The sequence below is a fragment of the Pseudomonas sp. S35 genome, from assembly GCF_009866765.1.
Classification (GTDB): Bacteria; Pseudomonadota; Gammaproteobacteria; order Pseudomonadales; family Pseudomonadaceae; genus Aquipseudomonas.
Window position 1 is genome coordinate 4,046,073 of sequence record NZ_CP019431.1, and the last position, 19,238, is coordinate 4,065,310.

At 61.5% G+C, this 19,238-nt stretch carries 13 protein-coding genes and 1 pseudogene; 8 read left to right on the forward strand and 6 right to left on the reverse strand.

Annotated elements, in window-relative coordinates:
• Window positions 1-70 precede the first annotated feature (70 nt).
• Window positions 71-2,539, forward strand: coding sequence for a fimbria/pilus outer membrane usher protein (locus PspS35_RS17950; RefSeq protein WP_159936141.1), 2,469 nt, complete (start codon window positions 71-73; stop codon window positions 2,537-2,539).
• On the opposite strand, the gene PspS35_RS17955 is transcribed toward PspS35_RS17950, so the two are convergent.
• From PspS35_RS17955 to PspS35_RS17965, 3 genes are all read right to left on the reverse strand, one after another.
• Entirely contained in the window at window positions 2,536-6,210 is a 3,675-nt protein-coding gene (locus PspS35_RS17955; protein ID WP_159936142.1) for a translocation/assembly module TamB domain-containing protein, read from the reverse strand. The genes PspS35_RS17950 and PspS35_RS17955 overlap by 4 nt on opposite strands.
• The gene (locus PspS35_RS17960) at window positions 6,207-7,934 is read right to left on the reverse strand and encodes an autotransporter assembly complex family protein (protein ID WP_159936143.1); all 1,728 of its coding nucleotides are present in this window, start codon (window positions 7,932-7,934) and stop codon (window positions 6,207-6,209) included. The genes PspS35_RS17955 and PspS35_RS17960 overlap by 4 nt, the downstream gene beginning before the upstream one ends.
• 64 nt (window positions 7,935-7,998) lie before the next feature.
• Window positions 7,999-8,643, reverse strand: coding sequence for a GNAT family N-acetyltransferase (locus tag PspS35_RS17965; protein WP_159936144.1), 645 nt, complete (start codon window positions 8,641-8,643; stop codon window positions 7,999-8,001).
• A gap of 169 nt (window positions 8,644-8,812) precedes the next feature.
• On the opposite strand from PspS35_RS17965, the gene xthA reads away from it, so the two are divergent.
• Window positions 8,813-9,625, forward strand: coding sequence for an exodeoxyribonuclease III (xthA, locus tag PspS35_RS17970; RefSeq protein ID WP_159936145.1), 813 nt, complete (start codon window positions 8,813-8,815; stop codon window positions 9,623-9,625).
• Window positions 9,626-9,725: 100 nt separating this feature from the next.
• Window positions 9,726-11,060 carry a phosphate ABC transporter substrate-binding/OmpA family protein gene (locus tag PspS35_RS17975; RefSeq protein ID WP_159936146.1) on the forward strand — a complete coding sequence of 445 codons (1,335 nt, stop codon included), beginning with the start codon at window positions 9,726-9,728 and terminating at the stop codon, window positions 11,058-11,060.
• Window positions 11,061-11,176: 116 nt separating this feature from the next.
• Here PspS35_RS17975 and PspS35_RS17980 read toward each other — a convergent pair whose 3' ends face one another.
• Complete coding sequence (locus tag PspS35_RS17980) at window positions 11,177-12,406, reverse strand: acyl-CoA dehydrogenase (RefSeq protein ID WP_159936147.1); 1,230 nt, start codon at window positions 12,404-12,406, stop codon at window positions 11,177-11,179.
• Between the two features lie 151 nt (window positions 12,407-12,557).
• Between PspS35_RS17980 and PspS35_RS17985 the strand changes: the two genes are divergently transcribed.
• The 3 genes from PspS35_RS17985 to PspS35_RS17995 all read left to right on the forward strand — a co-directional run bounded on the left by PspS35_RS17985 (window position 12,558) and on the right by PspS35_RS17995 (window position 14,903).
• Window positions 12,558-13,493 (forward strand): LysR family transcriptional regulator, encoded by a 936-nt coding sequence (locus PspS35_RS17985; protein ID WP_159936148.1) that lies wholly within the window; start codon window positions 12,558-12,560, stop codon window positions 13,491-13,493.
• Window positions 13,494-13,594: 101 nt separating this feature from the next.
• The gene (locus PspS35_RS17990; protein ID WP_003174785.1) at window positions 13,595-13,987 is read left to right on the forward strand and encodes a MerR family DNA-binding transcriptional regulator; all 393 of its coding nucleotides are present in this window, start codon (window positions 13,595-13,597) and stop codon (window positions 13,985-13,987) included.
• A gap of 16 nt (window positions 13,988-14,003) precedes the next feature.
• Complete coding sequence (locus PspS35_RS17995; RefSeq protein ID WP_159936149.1) at window positions 14,004-14,903, forward strand: hydroxymethylglutaryl-CoA lyase; 900 nt, start codon at window positions 14,004-14,006, stop codon at window positions 14,901-14,903.
• Between the two features lie 629 nt (window positions 14,904-15,532).
• On the opposite strand, the pseudogene PspS35_RS30370 reads toward PspS35_RS17995, so the two are convergent.
• Window positions 15,533-15,922 (reverse strand): annotated as a pseudogene (locus PspS35_RS30370) (AMP-binding protein); the annotation flags it as partial.
• Window positions 15,923-15,935: 13 nt separating this feature from the next.
• Window positions 15,936-16,202, reverse strand: a complete 267-nt coding sequence (locus tag PspS35_RS30375) for an AMP-binding protein (RefSeq protein WP_238785883.1) — start codon at window positions 16,200-16,202, stop codon at window positions 15,936-15,938.
• Between the two features lie 249 nt (window positions 16,203-16,451).
• Between PspS35_RS30375 and PspS35_RS18005 the strand changes: the two genes are divergently transcribed.
• Together PspS35_RS18005 and PspS35_RS18010 are read left to right on the forward strand one after the other, a co-directional pair.
• A complete protein-coding gene (locus tag PspS35_RS18005) occupies window positions 16,452-17,615 on the forward strand; it encodes an isovaleryl-CoA dehydrogenase (RefSeq protein WP_159936150.1) in 1,164 nt (387 codons plus the stop codon).
• Window positions 17,616-17,626: 11 nt separating this feature from the next.
• Window positions 17,627-19,234: a carboxyl transferase domain-containing protein gene (locus PspS35_RS18010; RefSeq protein ID WP_159936151.1), complete on the forward strand. Its 1,608-nt coding sequence runs from the start codon at window positions 17,627-17,629 to the stop codon at window positions 19,232-19,234.
• The last annotated feature ends 4 nt before the right edge of the window (window positions 19,235-19,238 follow it).

A 19,238-nucleotide genomic window follows, 5' to 3' on the forward strand; every position in this document is an offset into this window, starting at 1 on the left:
AGCGGCCACACTTTTACTGTATTTATCTTCGCTCCGTTAGTTCGTACCGGAGGTGATATAGGGTTCCTGCATGTTTTTATTCAAGCGCAACGGATGGGCGCCAGTATCGGTTGCCCTGGTCTTCAGCTCGGCGTGCTTGGCCGAAGGTGATGAGCAATTCAATACCTCGTTTCTAAAAAGCGCCCCCTCGTCCATTGACCTGCAATCACTGCTTGCCGCCAACAGCGTGCTGCCTGGCAGCTACCGTGTTGACCTCTACGGCAACGACACCCTGGTGGGGCGCCGGGATATCGACTTTCGCCGTCACCCCGACACCGGCAAGGTCGAGGCCTGCCTGACCCGGGAAACCGTCGAGCAACTAGGCGTCGACGTCGCCAAATTACCGCTCGACGCCGCCGCCCCGAATGCCTGTATCGACCTGCCCGCGCTGATCGACCATGCCAGCGTGCGCTACGACGTGCCTCGCCTGCGCCTGTTGGTCAGCGTGCCGCAAAGTGCCATGGAACGGGGTCGACGGGGGTATGTCGACCCCGCCTTGTGGGACGAAGGTGTACCCGCGGCGTTCATCAACTACCAGTTGAGCAGCAGCCGAAACAGCAGCCAAGGTGAGAACACCCTGTCCAACAACCTCGGCCTGCGCAACGGCATCAACCTCGGCGCCTGGCGGCTGCGCAACGAGTCGAACTTCAACAGCAGCACCGGGCTCCCCAGTACCTTCAAGAGCAACCGCAGCTACTTGCAACATGACGTGACCGCGTGGAAGGGCCAGTTCAGTGCCGGGGATATTTTCTCGGACGCCGACCTGTTCGACAGCGTGCGTTATCGCGGCCTCAAACTGGCCTCGGACGACGGCATGCGCGCTGACAGTGAGCGTGGTTATGCGCCAATCATCCGCGGGATCGCACAGTCCAGCGCCACGGTGGAAATCCGCCAGAACGACTACATCCTCTACACCGCCAACGTGCCGCCAGGCCCGTTCGAGATCAGCGACATTTACCCCAGCGGCTCCAACGGTGACCTTGAAGTGACAATCATCGAAGCCGACGGCCGACGGCGGGTCACGGTGCAGGCGTTTTCCAGCCTGCCGATCATGGTGCGCCAAGGCCAATTGAAGTACAGCGTCTCGGCTGGCCAGTACAACAGCAACAGCAATGGCCAACAGTCTCCGCAGTTTGTCAGCAGCACATTGGCCTATGGGGTCAGCAGCAACCTGTCCGGGATCGTTGGCGTGCAGGCCACGGACAACTTCCAGGCGCTGTCCGTGGGCGCAGGGCGAAACACGCCCATCGGCGCGGTCTCGCTGGACATGACCCATTCGTCCAGCCGTACCTACGGCCAGGCAGTAAAGGGCACCAGTGTGCGTGCGCTGTATGCCAAGACGTTTACCGGCACCGACACCAACTTCACCCTGGCGGCCTACCGCTATTCGACCGAGGGCTATCGCACCCTCAGCGAGCACGTCGAGGAATCGAGCAACCAGGGCCAGAAGCGCGTGGGCAGCTCTAAAACCCGCACAGACCTGACCGTCAACCAGAGCATCGGCCGCAACCAGCAATATGGCAGCCTCTATATGAACGCCAGCGACCAGCGCTACTGGCGGCGTGGCGGTTCGCAAAGCCTGTCGGCGGGCTACAGCAACTATTGGGGTGAGGTGAGTTACAACCTTGGGGCCACCTACTCCAAGGATGTCGGCAACTACGGACCAGCCAACAACGACACGCTGGTCAACTTGTCACTGTCCTTCCCGCTGGGCGCAAAACCGCGTGCACCGAGAGCCTTTGTCTCCGCCAGCACGCAAAAGGCCAGCGACACGGCTCAAGTCGGCATCAACGGCTACGTGACGGAAAACAGCGACACCTATTATTCGGTGCAAACCGGTAACAGCAGCATCGGCGGCAGTACGGGATCGGCCAACCTCAGCACCCGCACTTCGCAGCTCGATATCAGTGCTGGCTACAGTCAGGGGCGCGGGTACAACTCACAGAACCTCAACCTGGCAGGGTCAGTGGTGGGCCATGCCGGCGGGATAAACCTGGGGCAAACCGTCGGTGAGACGTTTGCTCTGGCACAGGTCGAGGGCGCGAGCGGGGTGAAAATCGGTAGTTTTTCCGGCGCAAAAACCGGCCGCAATGGTTTTGCCGTGGTGCCCAACGCACAACCCTATCGCATCAACTGGATCAGCCTGGACACCCGTGACCTGGGCGGCGAAATCGAGATCGATAACGCGACCCAGCAGGTGGTGCCACGGCGCGGTGCGGTAGTGCTGGCGCGCTATGCCAGCAAGCGTGGGCGACGGGTGCAGTTCGCGTTGTTTGACGCGCACCATAAACCCATCCCGTTTGGCGCAGCACTCGAAGACGGTGCCGGCCAGCAGATCGCAATTGCCGACCCCAGCGGCAAGGCACTGGCGTTGGTCGAAGCCGACACCGGCACCTTGATCATCACCTGGCAAGACCAGCACTGCGAAGCGCCTTACGCATTGCCGGAACGCAATAAGGCGCTGAACTATGAGCGGGTGTCGCTGGTGTGCCGCACTTAGAAGTCGCGCTTGTAGAAAATATCCAACGAGCTGGCCACACCACTGGCCACCTCCAGGTAGACCTTCTTGCTCAACAGGTAGCGCAAGGCAATGGTGCTGGCGGGTTCGAACACCCCTACGCCGTAGCGCAGGCTGAGTTTCTCGGTGATCTTGCCGCTGGCCACCACGGCGGTATTGTTGCCGCTGCCCTGGGTGTCGAGGTCGAAGTCCTGGATGCCGAGCTTGGTGGCAATGTCCGACGTCACCCCGGCGCTGCCCATCAAGCCCAGGCCCAACGCCGCCTGGGCCAGCATGTTGTTGTCTTCGCCGGTGGTGCTCAGCGGGCGCCCCAACACCAAGTAGGACAGCGCCTGTTCCTGGCTCATGGCCGGTTCCGAGAAGATCTGCGTGGTGGGTTGCTCGGCGCTGCCGCTCAGACGGATACCAGCCACCACATCGTCGGTCTTGCGGATCGCTTCGATATCCAGGTACGGCTGGTCTAGCGGCCCGGCGAACAGCAACCGCGCCCGGCGTACATCGAGCCTCTGGCCGTAGGCGCGGTAGCGGCCATCGTTGAGCCAAAGCTCGCCACGGGTGTCCAGGTTGTCGCCGATATGCACATGGCCCTGCACCTTGGCGGTGAGGCCGAAGCCCGAGAAGTTGAGCTGGTCTTCGCCCACCGCCACGTCGATATCCATCGCCATGGCCATCGCCGGCTTACCCTCCTCGGTCTGGCTGCCGATGATGATGGTGTCGTCCGAGACCTTGACGGTCGACGGCGGCAGTTCGCGCACGGTGATGTCGCCACGCGGGATCTGCACGTTGCCGGCGATGGCGAGCTTGTCATTCTTCAGGGTGATCCTCAGGTCCGGTGCCACTTCTAGTGTGGCGTAGGGCTCCACCGTCACCGGCAATTGCGAGCCTTGCAGGCTGAGGTCCACGGTCATGGCCTGCCCCCAGTCGATCTGGCCCTTGAGGCTGCCCTGCCCGGCCTTGCCGCTGCGCCAACCACCGTTGAGCTGCACGCTCTCACCGGCAATCAGCGCCTGCACATTCAGGCCTTCGAGACTGACGGGCAACTCCGGACCGGAGACTTCGCCGCCGATCAGGTTCACATTGCCGTTGATCTGCGGCGCCAGCAGGCCGCCGGAAATCCGGCCGTTGCCGTTAAGCTTGCCATTGAGGGTTTCCACCATCGGCACAAACGGCCGCGCCACCGCGACGTCCAGCCCGGTGAGGCTGAAATTACCGGTAATCGGTTTGTTTTTCGGCAGCGGGTTGATCTGCGCCTGCAACAGCAATTCACCGAGCTTGCCGCCCCGGAAGTTCAACTGCGTGTCGATACGCTTGGGGTTGAGGGTGGTTTCCAGCTTGAGGGTGTCGTAGGGGAAATCCAGCCACTGGTCTTTATCCTTGACCCGCAGGGTGCCGCCGCTGGCATCCACCGACACCACGCCTTTGGGGCCGCTGTCGGGCAGGTCGAGCTGTACGTCGGCATTGAGCTTGCCCTGCCAAGCGAAATCCTTGGGCAAAAAGGCCGCAAGGCTGTCGAGGGGGAATTGCTTGAGGTGGTAACGCAGCTTGGGTTCGGGCATCAGCCGCTGGTCTTCACCGCACAGGCTGGCGGCGCCGGAGACCCAACAATGCGCAGCGAAGGTCAGCTTGCCGTCGGCCAGGTAGTCGATCTTCGCCGGGGCTTGCAGTTTCCAGTCCTGGCCACCGGCCTGGACGTCACCGCTGGCCAGGCGTGCGCGCCAGTTGCCGTTGTCCAGGTTGCCGTCCAGCGCCAGGGCCAGCTTGAGCAGCGGGCCGGCCAGGTCCAGCTGGACTTTCTGGTTCTTGATATCGCCCTGGGCGCTGGCCGTCAGGGTGCCGACCTGGGTGTCGCCGCTTTGAATGCCGCTGCCCTTGAGGTCGATCTTGGCGCGCTGGGCGCTGTCGAGGGTGGCGTCGAGGCTGAGGCGTTGCAGGCGGTTGTCGGCAAACGCCAGTTGCTGGCCGTTGAGATCAAGTTTGCCTTGGGGCGCGTGCAAGCTGCCGGCCACCTCGAGACGGCCATTGACCTGCCCGCGCAACTGCGGCCAGAGCTGGGCCAGGCGCGCCAGCTTGATGTCGATCTGCCCGGCCAGGCGTTGTTGCAGGCTGCCGCTGCCGTTGATGCGGTTGTCACCGAGGCGGATATCCAGGTTGGCCAGGGTCCATTGTTCGCCCACGCCTTCGGCCTTGGCCGCCAGCACGGCGGTTTGGCCGCGCAGGCGGCCCTTGAGGTCGAGGTCGGCATTGAGCTTGAGTTGCGCGTTCTTGAACTCGCCCTTGCTGCGCAGCGGGCCGGCCAGCGTGCCCGGCAGCTCAGCGACCCAGTACGCGGGGTTCAACGCCGACAGGTCCAGCGCGGTATCCCAGGCGATGCCATCGGCAAACTGCAGGTTCAGGTGGCCTTCGGCCTTGCCTTGGCCGGCGGTCAATTTCAGCTCAGGCAGGAAGACTTGCTTGAGGTCGCCACTGAACGGCGTGACCACATTGAACTTGCCCGCCGGGCCATCGAGGTCGGCCTTGAGGTTGCCCAGGTAGTTGCCGTCTTTGTATGAAATCTCGCCGTTGAAGGTACGTACCGTTACCTGGGGCTCGTCGATCACCGGATAGAGGCGATGCCAGGGAAAGTCGAGCCAGTCGATCTTGGCATCGGCGCTGAAGCCTTGTTGCCAGTCCAGGTTGGCGCTGAGCTTGAGGCTTTGTTGGTCACCGGCATTCAGGTCCAGGCCTGCGATCTGCGCGCCCTTGGCGTCGACCTTGCCTTGCAGCAGCAGGCCCACCGGGCCTTTTTCCGCCGGCAGCACCGCCTTGCCCAGCAGTTGATAGCCGTTGTTCAAGTCACCTTTGGCGGTGAGGTCCAGTTGATTGAGTTGCAATGTGTCCGGCAAATCGGCACTGGGCTTGAAGCCGTCAGCGCTGATCTGCAACTGCGCCGGGAGGTTGTCGGCCAGGGGCTGCAACTCGCCCTTGAGCTTGGCCGTCAGGTAGCCGCTGCTGTCGGCGTCGAGCTTGAGGGTCTTGAGCAGGTCGCCTTCGACCTTGAGGGCAACCTTCCACGCGGCGCTACCGGGCGCGTAAGGCAGGCTCAGGTTACCGCTGGCAGTCAGCGGCCAATTGCCAATGGGTTGCAACAGGCCAGCGAGGTCCAGCACCAGGTCGTCGCGTTGCAGGTGCACCGAATCGATCTGCATGCCGGCAGCGGTCCAATGCGCCGCCAGTTGCAGGCCTTTCAGCTCTTCACTGCCGTTGAACAGCAGACTGCCGACGCGAACGTCGCCTAACTGGAGGGCAACCGGCAATTTCAGATCAGGCAGTGCAATAGGGCTGCTGCTTTCTTCGGTACTGGGAGGAAATTGCAGGCTGACCTGCTCAACATCCAACTGGTCAATGCACAACGTCATGCGCAACAGGCAGGCTGGTGACCAATCGAATTTCGGCGCCTTGAGTTCCACGCGGCTGCTGTCTTGCTGCCACAGCAGATGATCGGCGCTCCACTGGCCGCCCAAACGACCCTGGAAATGCTCCACGCTCAGCCCCGGCACCTGGCCAAGGGCCCAGCGACTGCCCGCCTGGGTGCCGAGTACCGCCCACAGCGCCAACAACAGCCCTGCAAGGACCGCCACCACGGCCAGCCCCGCTATTTTCAAACCACGTATCACAGCTCAGGCCCCATGGAAAAGTGCAAACGAACGCCGCCCGGGTCTTCCAGGGCATGGGCCAGGTCGAGACGGATCGGACCGACTGGCGACACCCAGCGGATACCGACGCCCACGCCGGTTTTGAGGCTGGGCAATTCCAGGGTGTTGAACGAGTTGCCCTGGTCGATGAAAGTCGCGATCCGCCATTTCTCGGCAATGGAATATTGATACTCGGCGCTCAAGGCCACCATGTAGCGGCCACCGATACGATCACCACGGTCATTCTCCGGCGACAGGGTCTGGTACTCATAGCCGCGCACGCTCTGGTCGCCACCGGCAAAGAAGCGCAGCGATGGCGGCACTGACTTATAGCCATTGGTGGCACTGCCGCCGAACTGCGCCCGCGCCAGGAAGCGGTGGTTGTCCCACAGGGTAGTCAGGCCTTTGACCATGGCCGTGCCGTACAACAAGTTGGTGTCCGAGCCCAAGCCTTCTTTGGCCATCTTGGTATCGAATTGCAGGCGGTAGCCGTGGTGAGGGTCGATGCGGTTATCGCTGCGCAGGTAGGAATAACTGATGCCGGGCATGACCAGGTTGCTGAGGCCCGAGTCATTGCCCAGGCGGTATTCTTCACGCTGGTATTTGAGGGAAACCACCCGCGTCCAACCGCTGGGCAATTTGCTGTGCCATTCGGGGCCCAGGGTCAGCAATTTACTCAGGGTGTCGGTGTTGGCCAGTTCTTCATTCTGGTAACCACCGGCAAAACGCAGTTTGTCGGTGAGCGGCGGGTCCAGTGGGATGTCGTACCACAGGCCGACGTTCTGGCGCGGTGCCGACAGTTCGGCCTCCCAGCCGTAACTGTGGCCTTGCGGGTTGACCCAGTGGCGCGTCCAGTTGGCTTTGCCCCGTGGCCCGACGTCAGTCGAGTAGCCAAGGCCCAGGCCCATGGTGCGTGGCTTGCGGGTTTCCAGATTGACGGCCACCGGGATCACATCATTGGTCGAGGCAGCTGGCGCGGCGTCCACGCGCACGCCTTCGAAAAAGCCGCTGGCTTGCAGGTTCTGATTGAGCTCCGCGATCAACTCGGAATCGTAAGGGTCACCGGCCTTGAAGGGCACCATACGTTGCAGCAGTTCGTCGTCAAACGGCGTGTCGCCGGCGAAATGGACCTTGCCCAAGGTGTAGCGCGGGCCGCTGTCATAGATGAGTTCGATATCGGCAACGCCGGCTTGCGGGTCAACCGCGAGTTTCTGGCGGGTAAAACGCCCGCTGAAAAAGCCATAGCGCGAGGCCTGGTTCTGGATCAGACGCTTGGCGTCTTCGTAGTGGCCGTGGTTGAGCACCGCGCCGGATTTAAGGTCGTCGCTGGCAGGCACGCGAAAGGACTTGAGGTTCGCAGCCTCGCCGTCGACCCGAAGGGTCACGTTGCGCAAATGCACCGGTTCGCCGGGGTCGATGCTGAGGATCAGGCGCGGGTTCTTGCCACCCTTCACCTCACTGTCGATCTGGGGCTGATAAAAACCCAGGGCCTGGGCGGCTTTACGCGCCTGCTCCTCAGCGCCACGGCTGAACCGCAGCAAGGCTTCTTCATCACGATCGCCAACCCCGCCGATGTAGCCTTCGATGTTGGCTTTCAACGCGTCGTTTGAGGGTTTGACCCGCACGTCCAACTCGCTTTGCGCCAAAGCGCCGCAGCTTGTGAACAGCAGGATCAAGCCGCTGGTAAATCTTCCTGGAAACTTCATAGGCGCGGATGCTACACGAGCTGGGGAGCATCTTAGAACCCGGATGAATCTGAAAAATTCTGCCCTAAGCCGTTGCAGCATGTAACGCCTGGGGATTGGGGTGGAAAAACACGTGTTCCAGGACCGGTCCTACAGCGACTTCGCCGATTTCCTCATAACCCTGGCGTTTATAGAAATCCAGGTAGCGCGAGTTGCCCGTATCCAGCACCACGCCGGTCGAGTGCGGGTCGTCGGCGCACCAGTTGTGCACCGCTTCCAATAACTGCTCACCGTAGTGTTTGCCCTGGAATTGCGGGTGAATACCCAACAGCGGCAACACATGCACCGACTCGCTGGGCAAGCACGCCAGCACCGCGTGATGGTAATCAAGGTAACGCCGCGTACCGCGCACACCGGTGCTCAGCCACATGCGCAGTTGCCAGGCCCAACTCTCGGTAATCCCCAGGCGCCGTTGCGGTGGCGCAATCAGGGCAATGCCGATAAGACGATCGTTCACGAACAGACCAATGGCCGGCAGTTTCTGGAAGAAATGCTGCTTGACCAACTCACGCACGGTGGCGCGTACCCGCTGCTCATAGCCTGGGCGTTCGGCTTCGAAGATGTAGGCAAAGGTCGGCTCATGCCGATAGGCCTGGTAAAGCAGGGAGCGGGCTTCGCGCGAATAGCCGCTGTTGAGCAGGCGAACTTCGCCAATGGCAGTGTCAGTCATACAGTCAATCTCCCTGGGCGCCACTCAATAGATGGCGTTCTTATGGGTACGAACCTACGCAGCACCAGTCGTTCCCAGACATTAGCAGCGCATCTGCCCTACCGCCACGCTGGCCCCCGTCCGACTTGTCGGCTAGCATCGCCCTTTTGCCAAGACTGGACTGCCGACCATGAAAATCGTCTCCTTCAATATCAACGGGCTGCGCGCCCGCCCCCATCAGCTGGCGGCGCTGATTGAAAAGCACCAACCCGACGTGATCGGCCTGCAGGAAACCAAGGTCCACGACGACCAGTTCCCCCTGGCCGACGTGCAGGCTCTTGGCTACCACGTTTACTACCACGGCCAGAAAGGTCACTACGGCGTGGCACTGCTCTCACGTCAGCCGGCATTGAGCCTTCACAAAGGTTTTGCCAGTGACGAAGAAGACGCCCAGCGCCGTTTCATCTGGGGCACCTTCGCCGATGAAAACGGCAACCCAGTGACCATCATGAATGGCTATTTCCCCCAGGGCGAAAGCCGCGACCACCCGACCAAATTCCCCGCCAAGCAGCGCTTCTACGAAGACCTGCAACAGCTGCTGGAAAGCGAGTTCAGCAATGACCAGGCACTGGTAGTGATGGGCGATGTGAATATTTCCCCGGAAGACTGCGACATCGGCATCGGTGCCGACAACGCCAAGCGCTGGCTGAAAACCGGCAAGTGCAGCTTCCTGCCCGAAGAGCGCGAGTGGATGGCCCGCCTGAAAAACTGGGGCCTGGTAGACAGCTTCCGCCACCTCAACCCGGACGTAGCCGACCGTTTCAGCTGGTTCGACTACCGCAGCCGTGGCTTTGAAGACGAGCCCAAGCGTGGCCTGCGCATTGACGTGATCATGGCCTCCAAGGGCTTGCTGCCACGGGTCAAGGATGCGGGCGTGGATTACGACTTGCGTGGCTTGGAAAAACCGTCGGACCATGCGCCGATCTGGCTGGAACTGAGCTGATCCCCCTCCCACACTTTTGATCATTTGAGTGTCATTCACATTATTGAAATCCAACTGACTTAATGTCCCGGCACTCCCTTTGGCTTGAGAAGGTGCCGGCATGACGCTGCGCGTTCTGTTCCTGTTGTGTTGCGTGTTTTCCCTTCCCGCCGTGGCAACTCCCCTGCCCGTTCCCGACCAAGGGCCTGCGTTGCGCATCCAGGGTTCCAACACCATTGGTGCAGCACTGGCCCCGGCATTGGCCAAAGGCTTGATGGAACATCAAGGGTTGCAGGGCGTGCACAGCGAACCCGCCGAGGGCGCCAATGAACAACGTGTGATCGGCAAGACGCGCCAGGGTAAAACCGTGACGATCGACGTCGCAGCCCACGGTTCCAGCACCGGCTTTGCCGCCCTGAAAAAAACCAGCGCCGACCTCGCCGCCTCGTCCCGTCCGATCAAGGACAGCGAACTGGTCGACCTTGAACCCCTGGGCGACCTGAAAAGCCCCGGCGCCGAGCAGGTGGTCGCCATCGACGGCCTGGCCATCATCCTCAACCCGCAAAACCCGCTGAATACGTTGAACACCGAGCAACTGGCGCAGATTTTCAACGGCGAGATCAGCACATGGGAGGCATTGGGCGGCATCGGCGGGACGATTCATCTCTACGCCCGCGATGACCAATCCGGCACCTACGACACCTTCAAGGAGTTGGTCCTACGCCTGCGCGGCAAGCCCCTCGTTGCATCGGCCAAGCGTTTCGAGTCCAGCGAGCAGTTGTCCGATGCGGTCAGCCAGGATCCCCAAGGCATCGGCTTTATCGGCCTGCCCTATGTGCGCCAGGCCAAGGCAGTGGCGATTGTGGACGGTGACTCACAACCGATGTTGCCACTCAACAGCCTGATCGCCACGGAGGATTACCCGTTGTCGCGCCGCTTGTTCTTTTACCTGCCGCCCTCGGGTCATAACCCCTGGGCCAAGGCTCTGGTGGACTTTGCGCAGAGCAGCAAAGGCCAGGCCATTGTGGCGCACAGCGGGTTTATCGCGCAGCAGGTGCAGGCCATAGCCGTGGAACCGCGCCCGACGATGCCTGAGGATTATCAAGCCATCGCCCACGACGCCCAGCGCTTGACGGTGAATTTTCGTTTTGAAGAGGGCAGCGCCAGCCTGGATAACAAGGCGCGCCAGGATGTGCAGCGGGTAGTGGCGTATCTCAAGGACCACGACAAGCTCGACAAACAGGTGACGCTGGTGGGGTTTGGCGACGCCAAGAACGACCCGCAGCGGGCGGCGTTGTTGTCCAAGCTCCGGGCGATGGCGGTGCGGCGGGAGTTGGTCAAGAACGGCGTGGTGCTGCGCGATATTCGCGGGTTTGGCGCGCAGATGCCGGTGGCGGCGAACACGGCGGATGAGGGGCGGATCAAGAATCGGCGGGTGGAGGTTTGGGTGTACTGAGGGCTGCTGGATCGTCAGTGCCTGATCCGGCCTCATCGGGGGCAAGCCCCCTCCCACATTTGGAACCCATTTCTATGTGGGAGGGGGTTTGCCCCCCGATTGCAGGCGACGCAGTATTACTGCCCGCTACGCATCATTTCGCGAGGCACGTACTTGCCGATTTCAAACTTGCCGATCGCCGCACGGTGCACTTCGTCCGGGCCATCGGCCAGGCGCAGGGTGCGTTGCATGGCGTACATGTAGGCCAGCGGGAAGTCATTGGACACCCCAGCGCCGCCGTGAATCTGGATCGCACGGTCGATCACCTTCAGGGCCACGTTCGGCGCCACCACCTTGATCTGGGCGATTTCGCTTTTCGCCACTTTGTTACCCACGGTGTCCATCATGTACGCCGCCTTCAAGGTCAGCAGGCGCGCCATGTCGATTTCCATGCGGGAGTCGGCGATCTTGTCGATATTGCCGCCCAAGCGGGCCAACGGTTTGCCGAACGCGGTGCGGCTGACGGCGCGTTTGCACATCAGTTCCAGCGCGCGCTCGGCCATGCCAATGGAGCGCATGCAGTGGTGGATTCGGCCTGGGCCAAGGCGGCCCTGGGCAATTTCAAAGCCGCGGCCTTCACCGAGTAGCACGTTTTCATAGGGCACACGCACGTTGTCAAATAGCACTTCGGCATGGCCGTGGGGTGCGTCGTCGTAGCCGAATACCGGCAGCGGGCGCAGGATTTTCACGCCGGGCGTGTCCACCGGTACGAGGATCATCGAGTGCTGCTGGTGGCGCGGCGCGTCGGGGTTGCTCAGGCCCATGAAGATCAGGATCTTGCAGCGCGGGTCGCAGGCGCCGGAGGTCCACCACTTTTTGCCATTGATCACCCACTCGTCGCCCTGGCGCTCGGCGCGGGCGGCCATGTTGGTGGCGTCCGAGGAGGCGACGTCCGGTTCGGTCATGGCGAAGGCCGAGCGGATCTCGCCGCGCAACAGCGGCTCAAGCCAGCGTTGTTTCTGCTCTTCATTGGCGTAGCGCACCAGCACTTCCATGTTGCCGGTGTCCGGCGCCGAGCAGTTGAACGGCTCCGGGCCCAGCAGCGAGCGGCCCATGATTTCGGCCAACGGCGCATATTCGAGGTTGGTCAGGCCGGCGCCCAGTTCGGATTCGGGCAGGAACAGGTTCCACAGGCCCTCGGCTTTAGCCTTGGCTTTCAACCCTTCCATGATGGCGGTGGGCTGCCAGCGGTCACCTTCGCTGACTTGGCGTTCGAACACCGGCTCGGCCGGGTAAACGTAAGCATCCATAAACGCGGTGACGCGTTCACGCAGTTCCTGAACCTTGGGCGAATAGGCGAAATCCATGAGCAGCTCCCTTCTTTGAGAGGTTGTTTAGGTCATGCAATCGATGCTAGAACAGCGTTGATAATTTACCTAGCCTATTCTCGGCGTGTATTAACATTCATCACCGATATATGATCGGCGTATGAACACCTAACAATAAGAGCGCAACGAAATGAATCTGAGCAAGGTCGACCTCAACCTCTTTATCGTCTTCGACGCGATCTACACCGAAGCCAACCTGACCCGCGCCGGGCAGATTGTCGGCATCACCCAGCCGGCGGTATCCAACGCCCTGGCACGCCTGCGCGAGACCTTCAACGACCCGCTGTTCGTACGCACCGCCCAAGGCATGGTGCCCACGCCGATGGCGCAGAACATCATCGGCCCGGTGCGCAACGCGTTGTCGTTGCTGCGGGTGTCAGTGCAGGAAAGCCGGATTTTCAACCCGCAGCAGGCGGCCAAGACCTACCGCATCAGCATGACCGACCTCACCGAGGCGGTGATTCTGCCGCTGTTGTTCCAGCGCCTGCGCCGCCTGGCGCCGACGGTGGTCATCGAGAGTTTCCTGTCCAAACGCCGCGAAACCACCAAGGAACTGGCCGCCGGCCGCCTGGATTTTGCCGTGGACGCACCGCTCAACACCGACCCGCAAGTGCGCCATGTCAAGCTGATGGAAGACCGCTACGTGTGCGCCATGCGCAAGGGCCACCCGCTGGCGGGCAAAGACAAGCTGACCCTGGATGATTACCTGGGGTTGACCCATGTGCATATTTCCAGTCGTCGCAATGGCTTGGGCCATGTCGACCTGGCCTTGGGCAAGATGGGCCTGCAACGCAAGATCGCCCTGCGGTCCCAGCATTACCTGATGGCCTCGCAAGTGCTGCAACAGACTGACATGGTGATGACCGTGCCCGAGCGCTTCGCACGGCGCCATGAACTGCATTGGATCAACCTGCCGGTCAACGATGTGCCACCGGTGGAAACCCACCTGTACTGGCACGAAAGCACCGACCAGGACCCGGCCAACCGCTGGATGCGTGAGCAGATGATCGAGTTGTGCCAGCAAGTGACGGCCCATGAGAAGAAGCTGGATGGCAAACAAGCCTGAGGGTTGGTGGCGAGGGAGCAAGCGCCCTCGCCACAGTGATTTGCTTGACGTATACGTCAACCTGCCAGTAGCTTAGCGCCAAGACTTTATTGAGCGCCGCCATGAGCACCACCTACAGCATCTCCGACCTCGCCCGCGAGCTCGACATCACCACCCGCGCTATTCGTTTCTATGAAGAACAAGGCCTGCTGGCCCCGGAACGCCGGGGCCAGGAACGCATCTACTCGGCGCGCGACAAAGTCAGCCTCAAGCTGATTCTGCGCGGCAAACGCATCGGCTTTTCCCTGGCCGAATGCCGCGAGTTGATCGAACTCTACGACCCCACCAGCGGCAACCATATCCAGCTCAACAGCATGCTGGCGAAAATCGCCGAGCGCCGTGAGCAGCTCGAGCAACAGTTGCTGGATATCGAACAGATGAAACTGGAACTGGACACCGCCGAAGAGCGCTGCACCCAGGCCCTTGCGCACACCATGAGCCAGGCCGGCCATTGATCAGAAGGTGACTGCCATGCCCCTCCCCTCACACGTGCGCCTGGTGGAAGTCGGCCCGCGCGACGGTTTGCAGAACGAAGCCCAGCCCATCAGCGTGGCCGACAAGGTGCAACTGGTGGATGCCCTCAGCGCTGCCGGCTTGAGCTACATCGAAGTCGGCAGCTTTGTTTCGCCCAAGTGGGTGCCGCAGATGGCCGGTTCTGCCGAGGTGTTTGCGCAAATCCAGCGCAAGCCCGGCGTGACCTATGGCGCGCTGGCGCCGAACCTGCGCGGCTTTGAGGATGCGCTGGCGGCGGGGGTGAAGGAAGTCGCGGTGTTTGCGGCGGCGTCCGAGGCGTTTTCCCAGCGCAATATCAACTGTTCGATCAGCGACAGCCTGGCGCGGTTTGCACCGATCATGACGGCGGCCAAGCAGCATGGGGTGAGTGTGCGTGGCTATGTGTCCTGCGTGCTGGGCTGCCCGTATGAAGGCTCGGTTGCCCCGGAACAGGTGGCCGCAGTGGCGCAAGAGTTGTACGCCATGGGCTGCTATGAGGTGTCCTTGGGCGACACCATCGGCACCGGCACGGCGGGTGCCACGCGGCGGTTGTTCGAGGTGGTCGGCGCCCAGGTGCCTCGGGACAAGTTGGCGGGCCACTTCCACGACACCTACGGCCAGGCACTCGCGAATATCTACGCCAGCCTGCTGGAGGGGATCAACGTGTTCGACAGCTCTATCGCGGGCCTCGGTGGGTGCCCCTACGCCAAGGGCGCCAGCGGTAACGTCGCCACCGAGGATGTGGTGTACCTGCTCGACGGATTGGGGATCGACACCGGGATCGATCTGGAGGCCTTGATTCGCGCAGGGCTGCAAATCAGCCATGTGGTGGGTCGCCCCACCGGTTCACGCGTGGCCAAGGCGCGGACAGCCGGTTGAGTAGCGTAGCCGTGACAATGTGTTACCGCACACCTACAGATCGAGTAACACGGGAACATATTTTGTCGCATTTGCTGCCCGACATTTCCCACATAAAAATCAACTCATTGATTTTAAAGGACTTTCAAAAGTTGGCACGGCTTCTGCTATCTCTATGGCATAACAAGAATAAAAAGCGCCAAACCTAATAAAAATAAGACGAAACGACTCTGACATAACAAAAACAACACGGCAGAGACGCAGCTAACAGATTTTTTTGGAGAAGATGTGCTTCGCAGGGTACGGCGTGCCGAAACCCGCAACCGGATAGAGAAAAATAAAACTACCTCAGGTAGCTACCCACTGGTTGGATCGCGTGCGAAGAAGCAGATCAGCGCTCAAAAAAATACGTTTGCTCTTGACCTCGGATGGGGGTCGCCAAAAACAGCGGTAAAGGGTAACGGTTGCCAAAAACAACAATAGACCGCCCCTCAATAATAAAAAAAGAGCACGCAACGACAAATTAAAGGGAACCTTCGGGTTCCCTTTGTGCTTTCCGGGATTCACTGATCTGTGGAGTGCCAGTCAACTCACTCGGCAACTGATCCACCGCTATCGGGGGCAAGCCCCCTTCCACAAGTCATGTGACGTTACTTGGACGGCGTTCCCAGCTCTTGGATGGAGATCTCCCGCATGCGCAATTTCTGGATCTTGCCCGTCACCGTCATCGCAAACGCCTCCACGAATTTTAAATACCTGGGCGTCTTGAAATGCGCGATGCGGCCCTTGCACCCGGTTTGCAGTTCCAGCGCGTTGGCCACATGGCCGGGATGGAACTTGACCCAGGCGACGATCTCCTCGCCGTAGCGCTCATCCGCAATACCAATGATCTGCACGTCAGCCACCGCCGGGTGAGTGAAGAAAAACTCCTCCAACTCGCGGGGGTAAACGTTCTCGCCGCCCCGAATGATCATGTCCTTGTTGCGCCCGGCAATGCACACGTATCCGTGTTCATCCATGCTGGCCAGATCGCCGGTGTGCGGCCGACGGTGGTCACGCGGCGCGCACCAGCCACTGGCAGCCGGATTGCTTGAGCACATATTCCTGCTCGCTGCTGCGATACGCCGGGTTGATATTGACCAGGATCACCCCGAGCTTGGCGCTGGCGATCTGGCTGATGCACCACTCGGCACAATTGGGCGCCCAGATACCCAGGCGGTCGCCGGCCTGCATGCCCAAGGCCAGGAATGCACGGGTGTGCAACTCAACCGTCTCGGCCAGTTGCCGCCAGGTGTAGCGGCGTTGCTGATGGCACACCACCAGGGCTTCACCCTCGGATCGAAGGCCTGGCCAATGGTCATGGCCAGTAAGGGCTTATCCTGCGAGCCACGGCTGTAGCTCGGGTGTGGTTGATCCATAACGACCCCCTGTTGTCTTTTTTGTAGGTTGACGTATACGTAAACTACGATTGACAGCGCCTTAACGCAAGCTTACGTTAACGTAAAGGTGAGCGCCCTCCTCTGGCGCGCCATCCACACAACAACAACGCTGACATTAAGGTGCCTGTCCATGAGTTACCCGTCCCTGAACTTCGCCCTCGGTGAAACCATCGACATGCTGCGCGACCAGGTGCAGTCCTTCGTGGCCAAGGAGGTCGCGCCCCGCGCGGCCCAGATCGACAGTGACAACCTGTTCCCCGCCGACCTGTGGCGCAAGTTCGGTGACATGGGCCTGCTGGGCATCACCGTCGCCGAAGAATACGGCGGCGCGGGCCTGGGCTACCTGGCCCACGTGGTGACCATGGAAGAGATCAGCCGGGGGTCGGCCTCGGTGGCACTGTCCTATGGCGCCCATTCCAACTTGTGCGTGAACCAGATCAACCGCAACGGCAACCACGAACAGAAACTCAAGTACCTGCCCCAACTGATCAGCGGTGAACACGTCGGCGCGCTCGCCATGAGCGAGCCCAACGCCGGCTCCGATGTGGTCTCGATGAAACTGCGCGCCGACAAACGCGGCGACCACTATGTGCTCAACGGCAGCAAGACCTGGATCACCAACGGCCCCGACGCCAACACCTACGTGATCTACGCCAAGACCGACCTGGAAAAAGGCCCTCACGGCATCACTGCGTTCATCGTCGAGCGCGACTGGAAAGGCTTCAGCCGCAGCAGCAAGTTCGACAAGCTGGGCATGCGCGGCTCCAACACCTGCGAGTTGTTTTTCGATGACGTTGAAGTGCCTGAAGAAAACATCCTCGGCGCGCTCAACGGTGGCGTGAAAGTGCTGATGAGCGGCCTCGACTACGAGCGCGTGGTGCTGTCCGGCGGCCCCACCGGGATCATGCAGGCCTGCATGGACCTGATCGTGCCGTATATCCACGACCGCAAGCAGTTCGGCCAGAGCATCGGCGAATTCCAGCTGATCCAGGGCAAGGTCGCCGACATGTACACCCAACTCAACGCCAGCCGCGCCTACCTCTACGCAGTGGCCCAGGCCTGCGAACGCGGCGAGACCACCCGCAAGGACGCCGCCGGGGTGATCCTCTACAGCGCCGAGCGCGCCACGCAGATGGCCCTGGATGCGATCCAGATCCTGGGCGGCAACGGCTACATCAATGAATTCCCCGCCGGGCGCCTGCTGCGCGACGCCAAGCTGTACGAAATTGGCGCCGGCACCAGTGAGATTCGCCGGATGCTGATCGGTCGCGAACTCTTCAACGAAACCCGCTGAAGGAGCACGTCATGGCCACCTTGCACACCCAACTCAACCCACGTTCGGCGCAGTTTTGCGCCAATAGCGCAGCGATGCGCCAACAGGTCGACGCCCTGCACACCCTGCTCGCCCACGTGCAGCAAGGCGGTGGCGCCAAGGCGCAGGAGCGGCATACCTCGCGGGGTAAACTGCTGCCACGCGAGCGCATCAATCGCCTGCTCGACCCGGGCTCGCCGTTCCTTGAACTCAGCCAACTGGCCGCCTACCAGGTGTATGGCGAGGACGTGCCCGCCGCCGGCGTGATTGCCGGAATTGGCAGGGTGGAAGGCATCGAGTGCATGATCGTCGCCAACGACGCCACGGTGAAAGGCGGTTCCTATTACCCACTGACCGTCAAAAAGCACCTGCGCGCCCAGACCATCGCCGAGCAGAACCGCCTGCCCTGCATCTACCTGGTGGACTCCGGCGGCGCCAACCTGCCGCGCCAGGACGAAGTGTTTCCCGACCGCGAGCACTTCGGGCGGATCTTCTTCAACCAGGCCAACATGAGCGCCCAGGGCATCCCGCAGATCGCCGTGGTGATGGGCTCGTGCACCGCCGGCGGCGCCTATGTGCCGGCCATGGCCGACGAGGCGATCATGGTGCGCCAGCAGGCCACCATCTTCCTCGCTGGCCCGCCGCTGGTGAAGGCGGCCACCGGTGAAGTGGTCAGCGCCGAAGACCTGGGCGGTGCCGATGTGCACTGCAAGATCTCCGGGGTGGCCGACCATTATGCCGACAGCGACGAACACGCCTTGGCCCTGGCCCGGCGCAGCGTGGCCAACCTCAATTGGCGCAAGCAGGGCCAGTTGGTGCAACGCGCAGCGGTGGCGCCGTTGTATGCGGCTGAGGAGCTGTACGGCGTGATCTCGGCCGACGCCAAGCAGCCGTTCGATGTACGTGAAGTGATTGCGCGGCTGGTGGACGGTTCGGTGTTCGATGAGTTCAAGGCGCTTTTCGGCACCACGCTGGTGTGCGGCTTCGCGCATTTGCACGGCTACCCGATTGCGATCCTGGGCAACAACGGGATTCTGTTCGCCGAAGCGGCGCAGAAAGGCGCGCACTTTATCGAACTGGCCTGCCAGCGCGGGATTCCACTGCTGTTTTTACAGAACATCACCGGCTTTATGGTCGGGCAAAAGTACGAAGCAGGCGGCATCGCCAAGCACGGCGCCAAGCTGGTCACGGCCGTGGCCTGCGCCAAGGTGCCCAAATTCACGGTGATCATCGGCGGCAGTTTCGGTGCGGGTAACTACGGTATGTGTGGCCGTGCTTACGACCCACGCTTTTTATGGATGTGGCCGAACGCACGCATTGGTGTAATGGGCGCTGAACAAGCAGCGGGCGTACTGGTGCAGGTCAAGCGCGAGCAGGCCGAACGGGCCGGCAACGTGTTCAGTGCCGATGAAGAGGCCGCGATCAAGCAACCGATCCTCGACCAGTATGAAACCCAGGGCCATCCCTACTATTCCAGCGCCCGCCTGTGGGATGACGGTGTCATCGACCCGCAGCAGACCCGCGAGGTGCTGGCCCTGGCGCTGTCCGCCTCCTTGAACGCCCCCATCGAGCCGAGCCGCTTCGGTGTGTTCCGCATGTAATTGG

Coding starts and splice junctions, on each gene's coding strand:
- PspS35_RS18010 (WP_159936151.1), top strand. CDS start 17,627: ATGGCCACCTTGCACACCCAACTCAACCCACGTTCGGCGCAGTTTTGC.
- PspS35_RS17950 (WP_159936141.1), top strand. CDS start 71: ATGTTTTTATTCAAGCGCAACGGATGGGCGCCAGTATCGGTTGCCCTG.
- PspS35_RS17990 (WP_003174785.1), top strand. CDS start 13,595: ATGAGCACCACCTACAGCATCTCCGACCTCGCCCGCGAGCTCGACATC.
- PspS35_RS17965 (WP_159936144.1), bottom strand. CDS start 8,643: ATGACTGACACTGCCATTGGCGAAGTTCGCCTGCTCAACAGCGGCTAT.
- PspS35_RS17985 (WP_159936148.1), top strand. CDS start 12,558: ATGAATCTGAGCAAGGTCGACCTCAACCTCTTTATCGTCTTCGACGCG.
- PspS35_RS18005 (WP_159936150.1), top strand. CDS start 16,452: ATGAGTTACCCGTCCCTGAACTTCGCCCTCGGTGAAACCATCGACATG.
- PspS35_RS17975 (WP_159936146.1), top strand. CDS start 9,726: ATGACGCTGCGCGTTCTGTTCCTGTTGTGTTGCGTGTTTTCCCTTCCC.
- PspS35_RS17960 (WP_159936143.1), bottom strand. CDS start 7,934: ATGAAGTTTCCAGGAAGATTTACCAGCGGCTTGATCCTGCTGTTCACA.
- xthA (WP_159936145.1), top strand. CDS start 8,813: ATGAAAATCGTCTCCTTCAATATCAACGGGCTGCGCGCCCGCCCCCAT.
- PspS35_RS17980 (WP_159936147.1), bottom strand. CDS start 12,406: ATGGATTTCGCCTATTCGCCCAAGGTTCAGGAACTGCGTGAACGCGTC.
- PspS35_RS17995 (WP_159936149.1), top strand. CDS start 14,004: ATGCCCCTCCCCTCACACGTGCGCCTGGTGGAAGTCGGCCCGCGCGAC.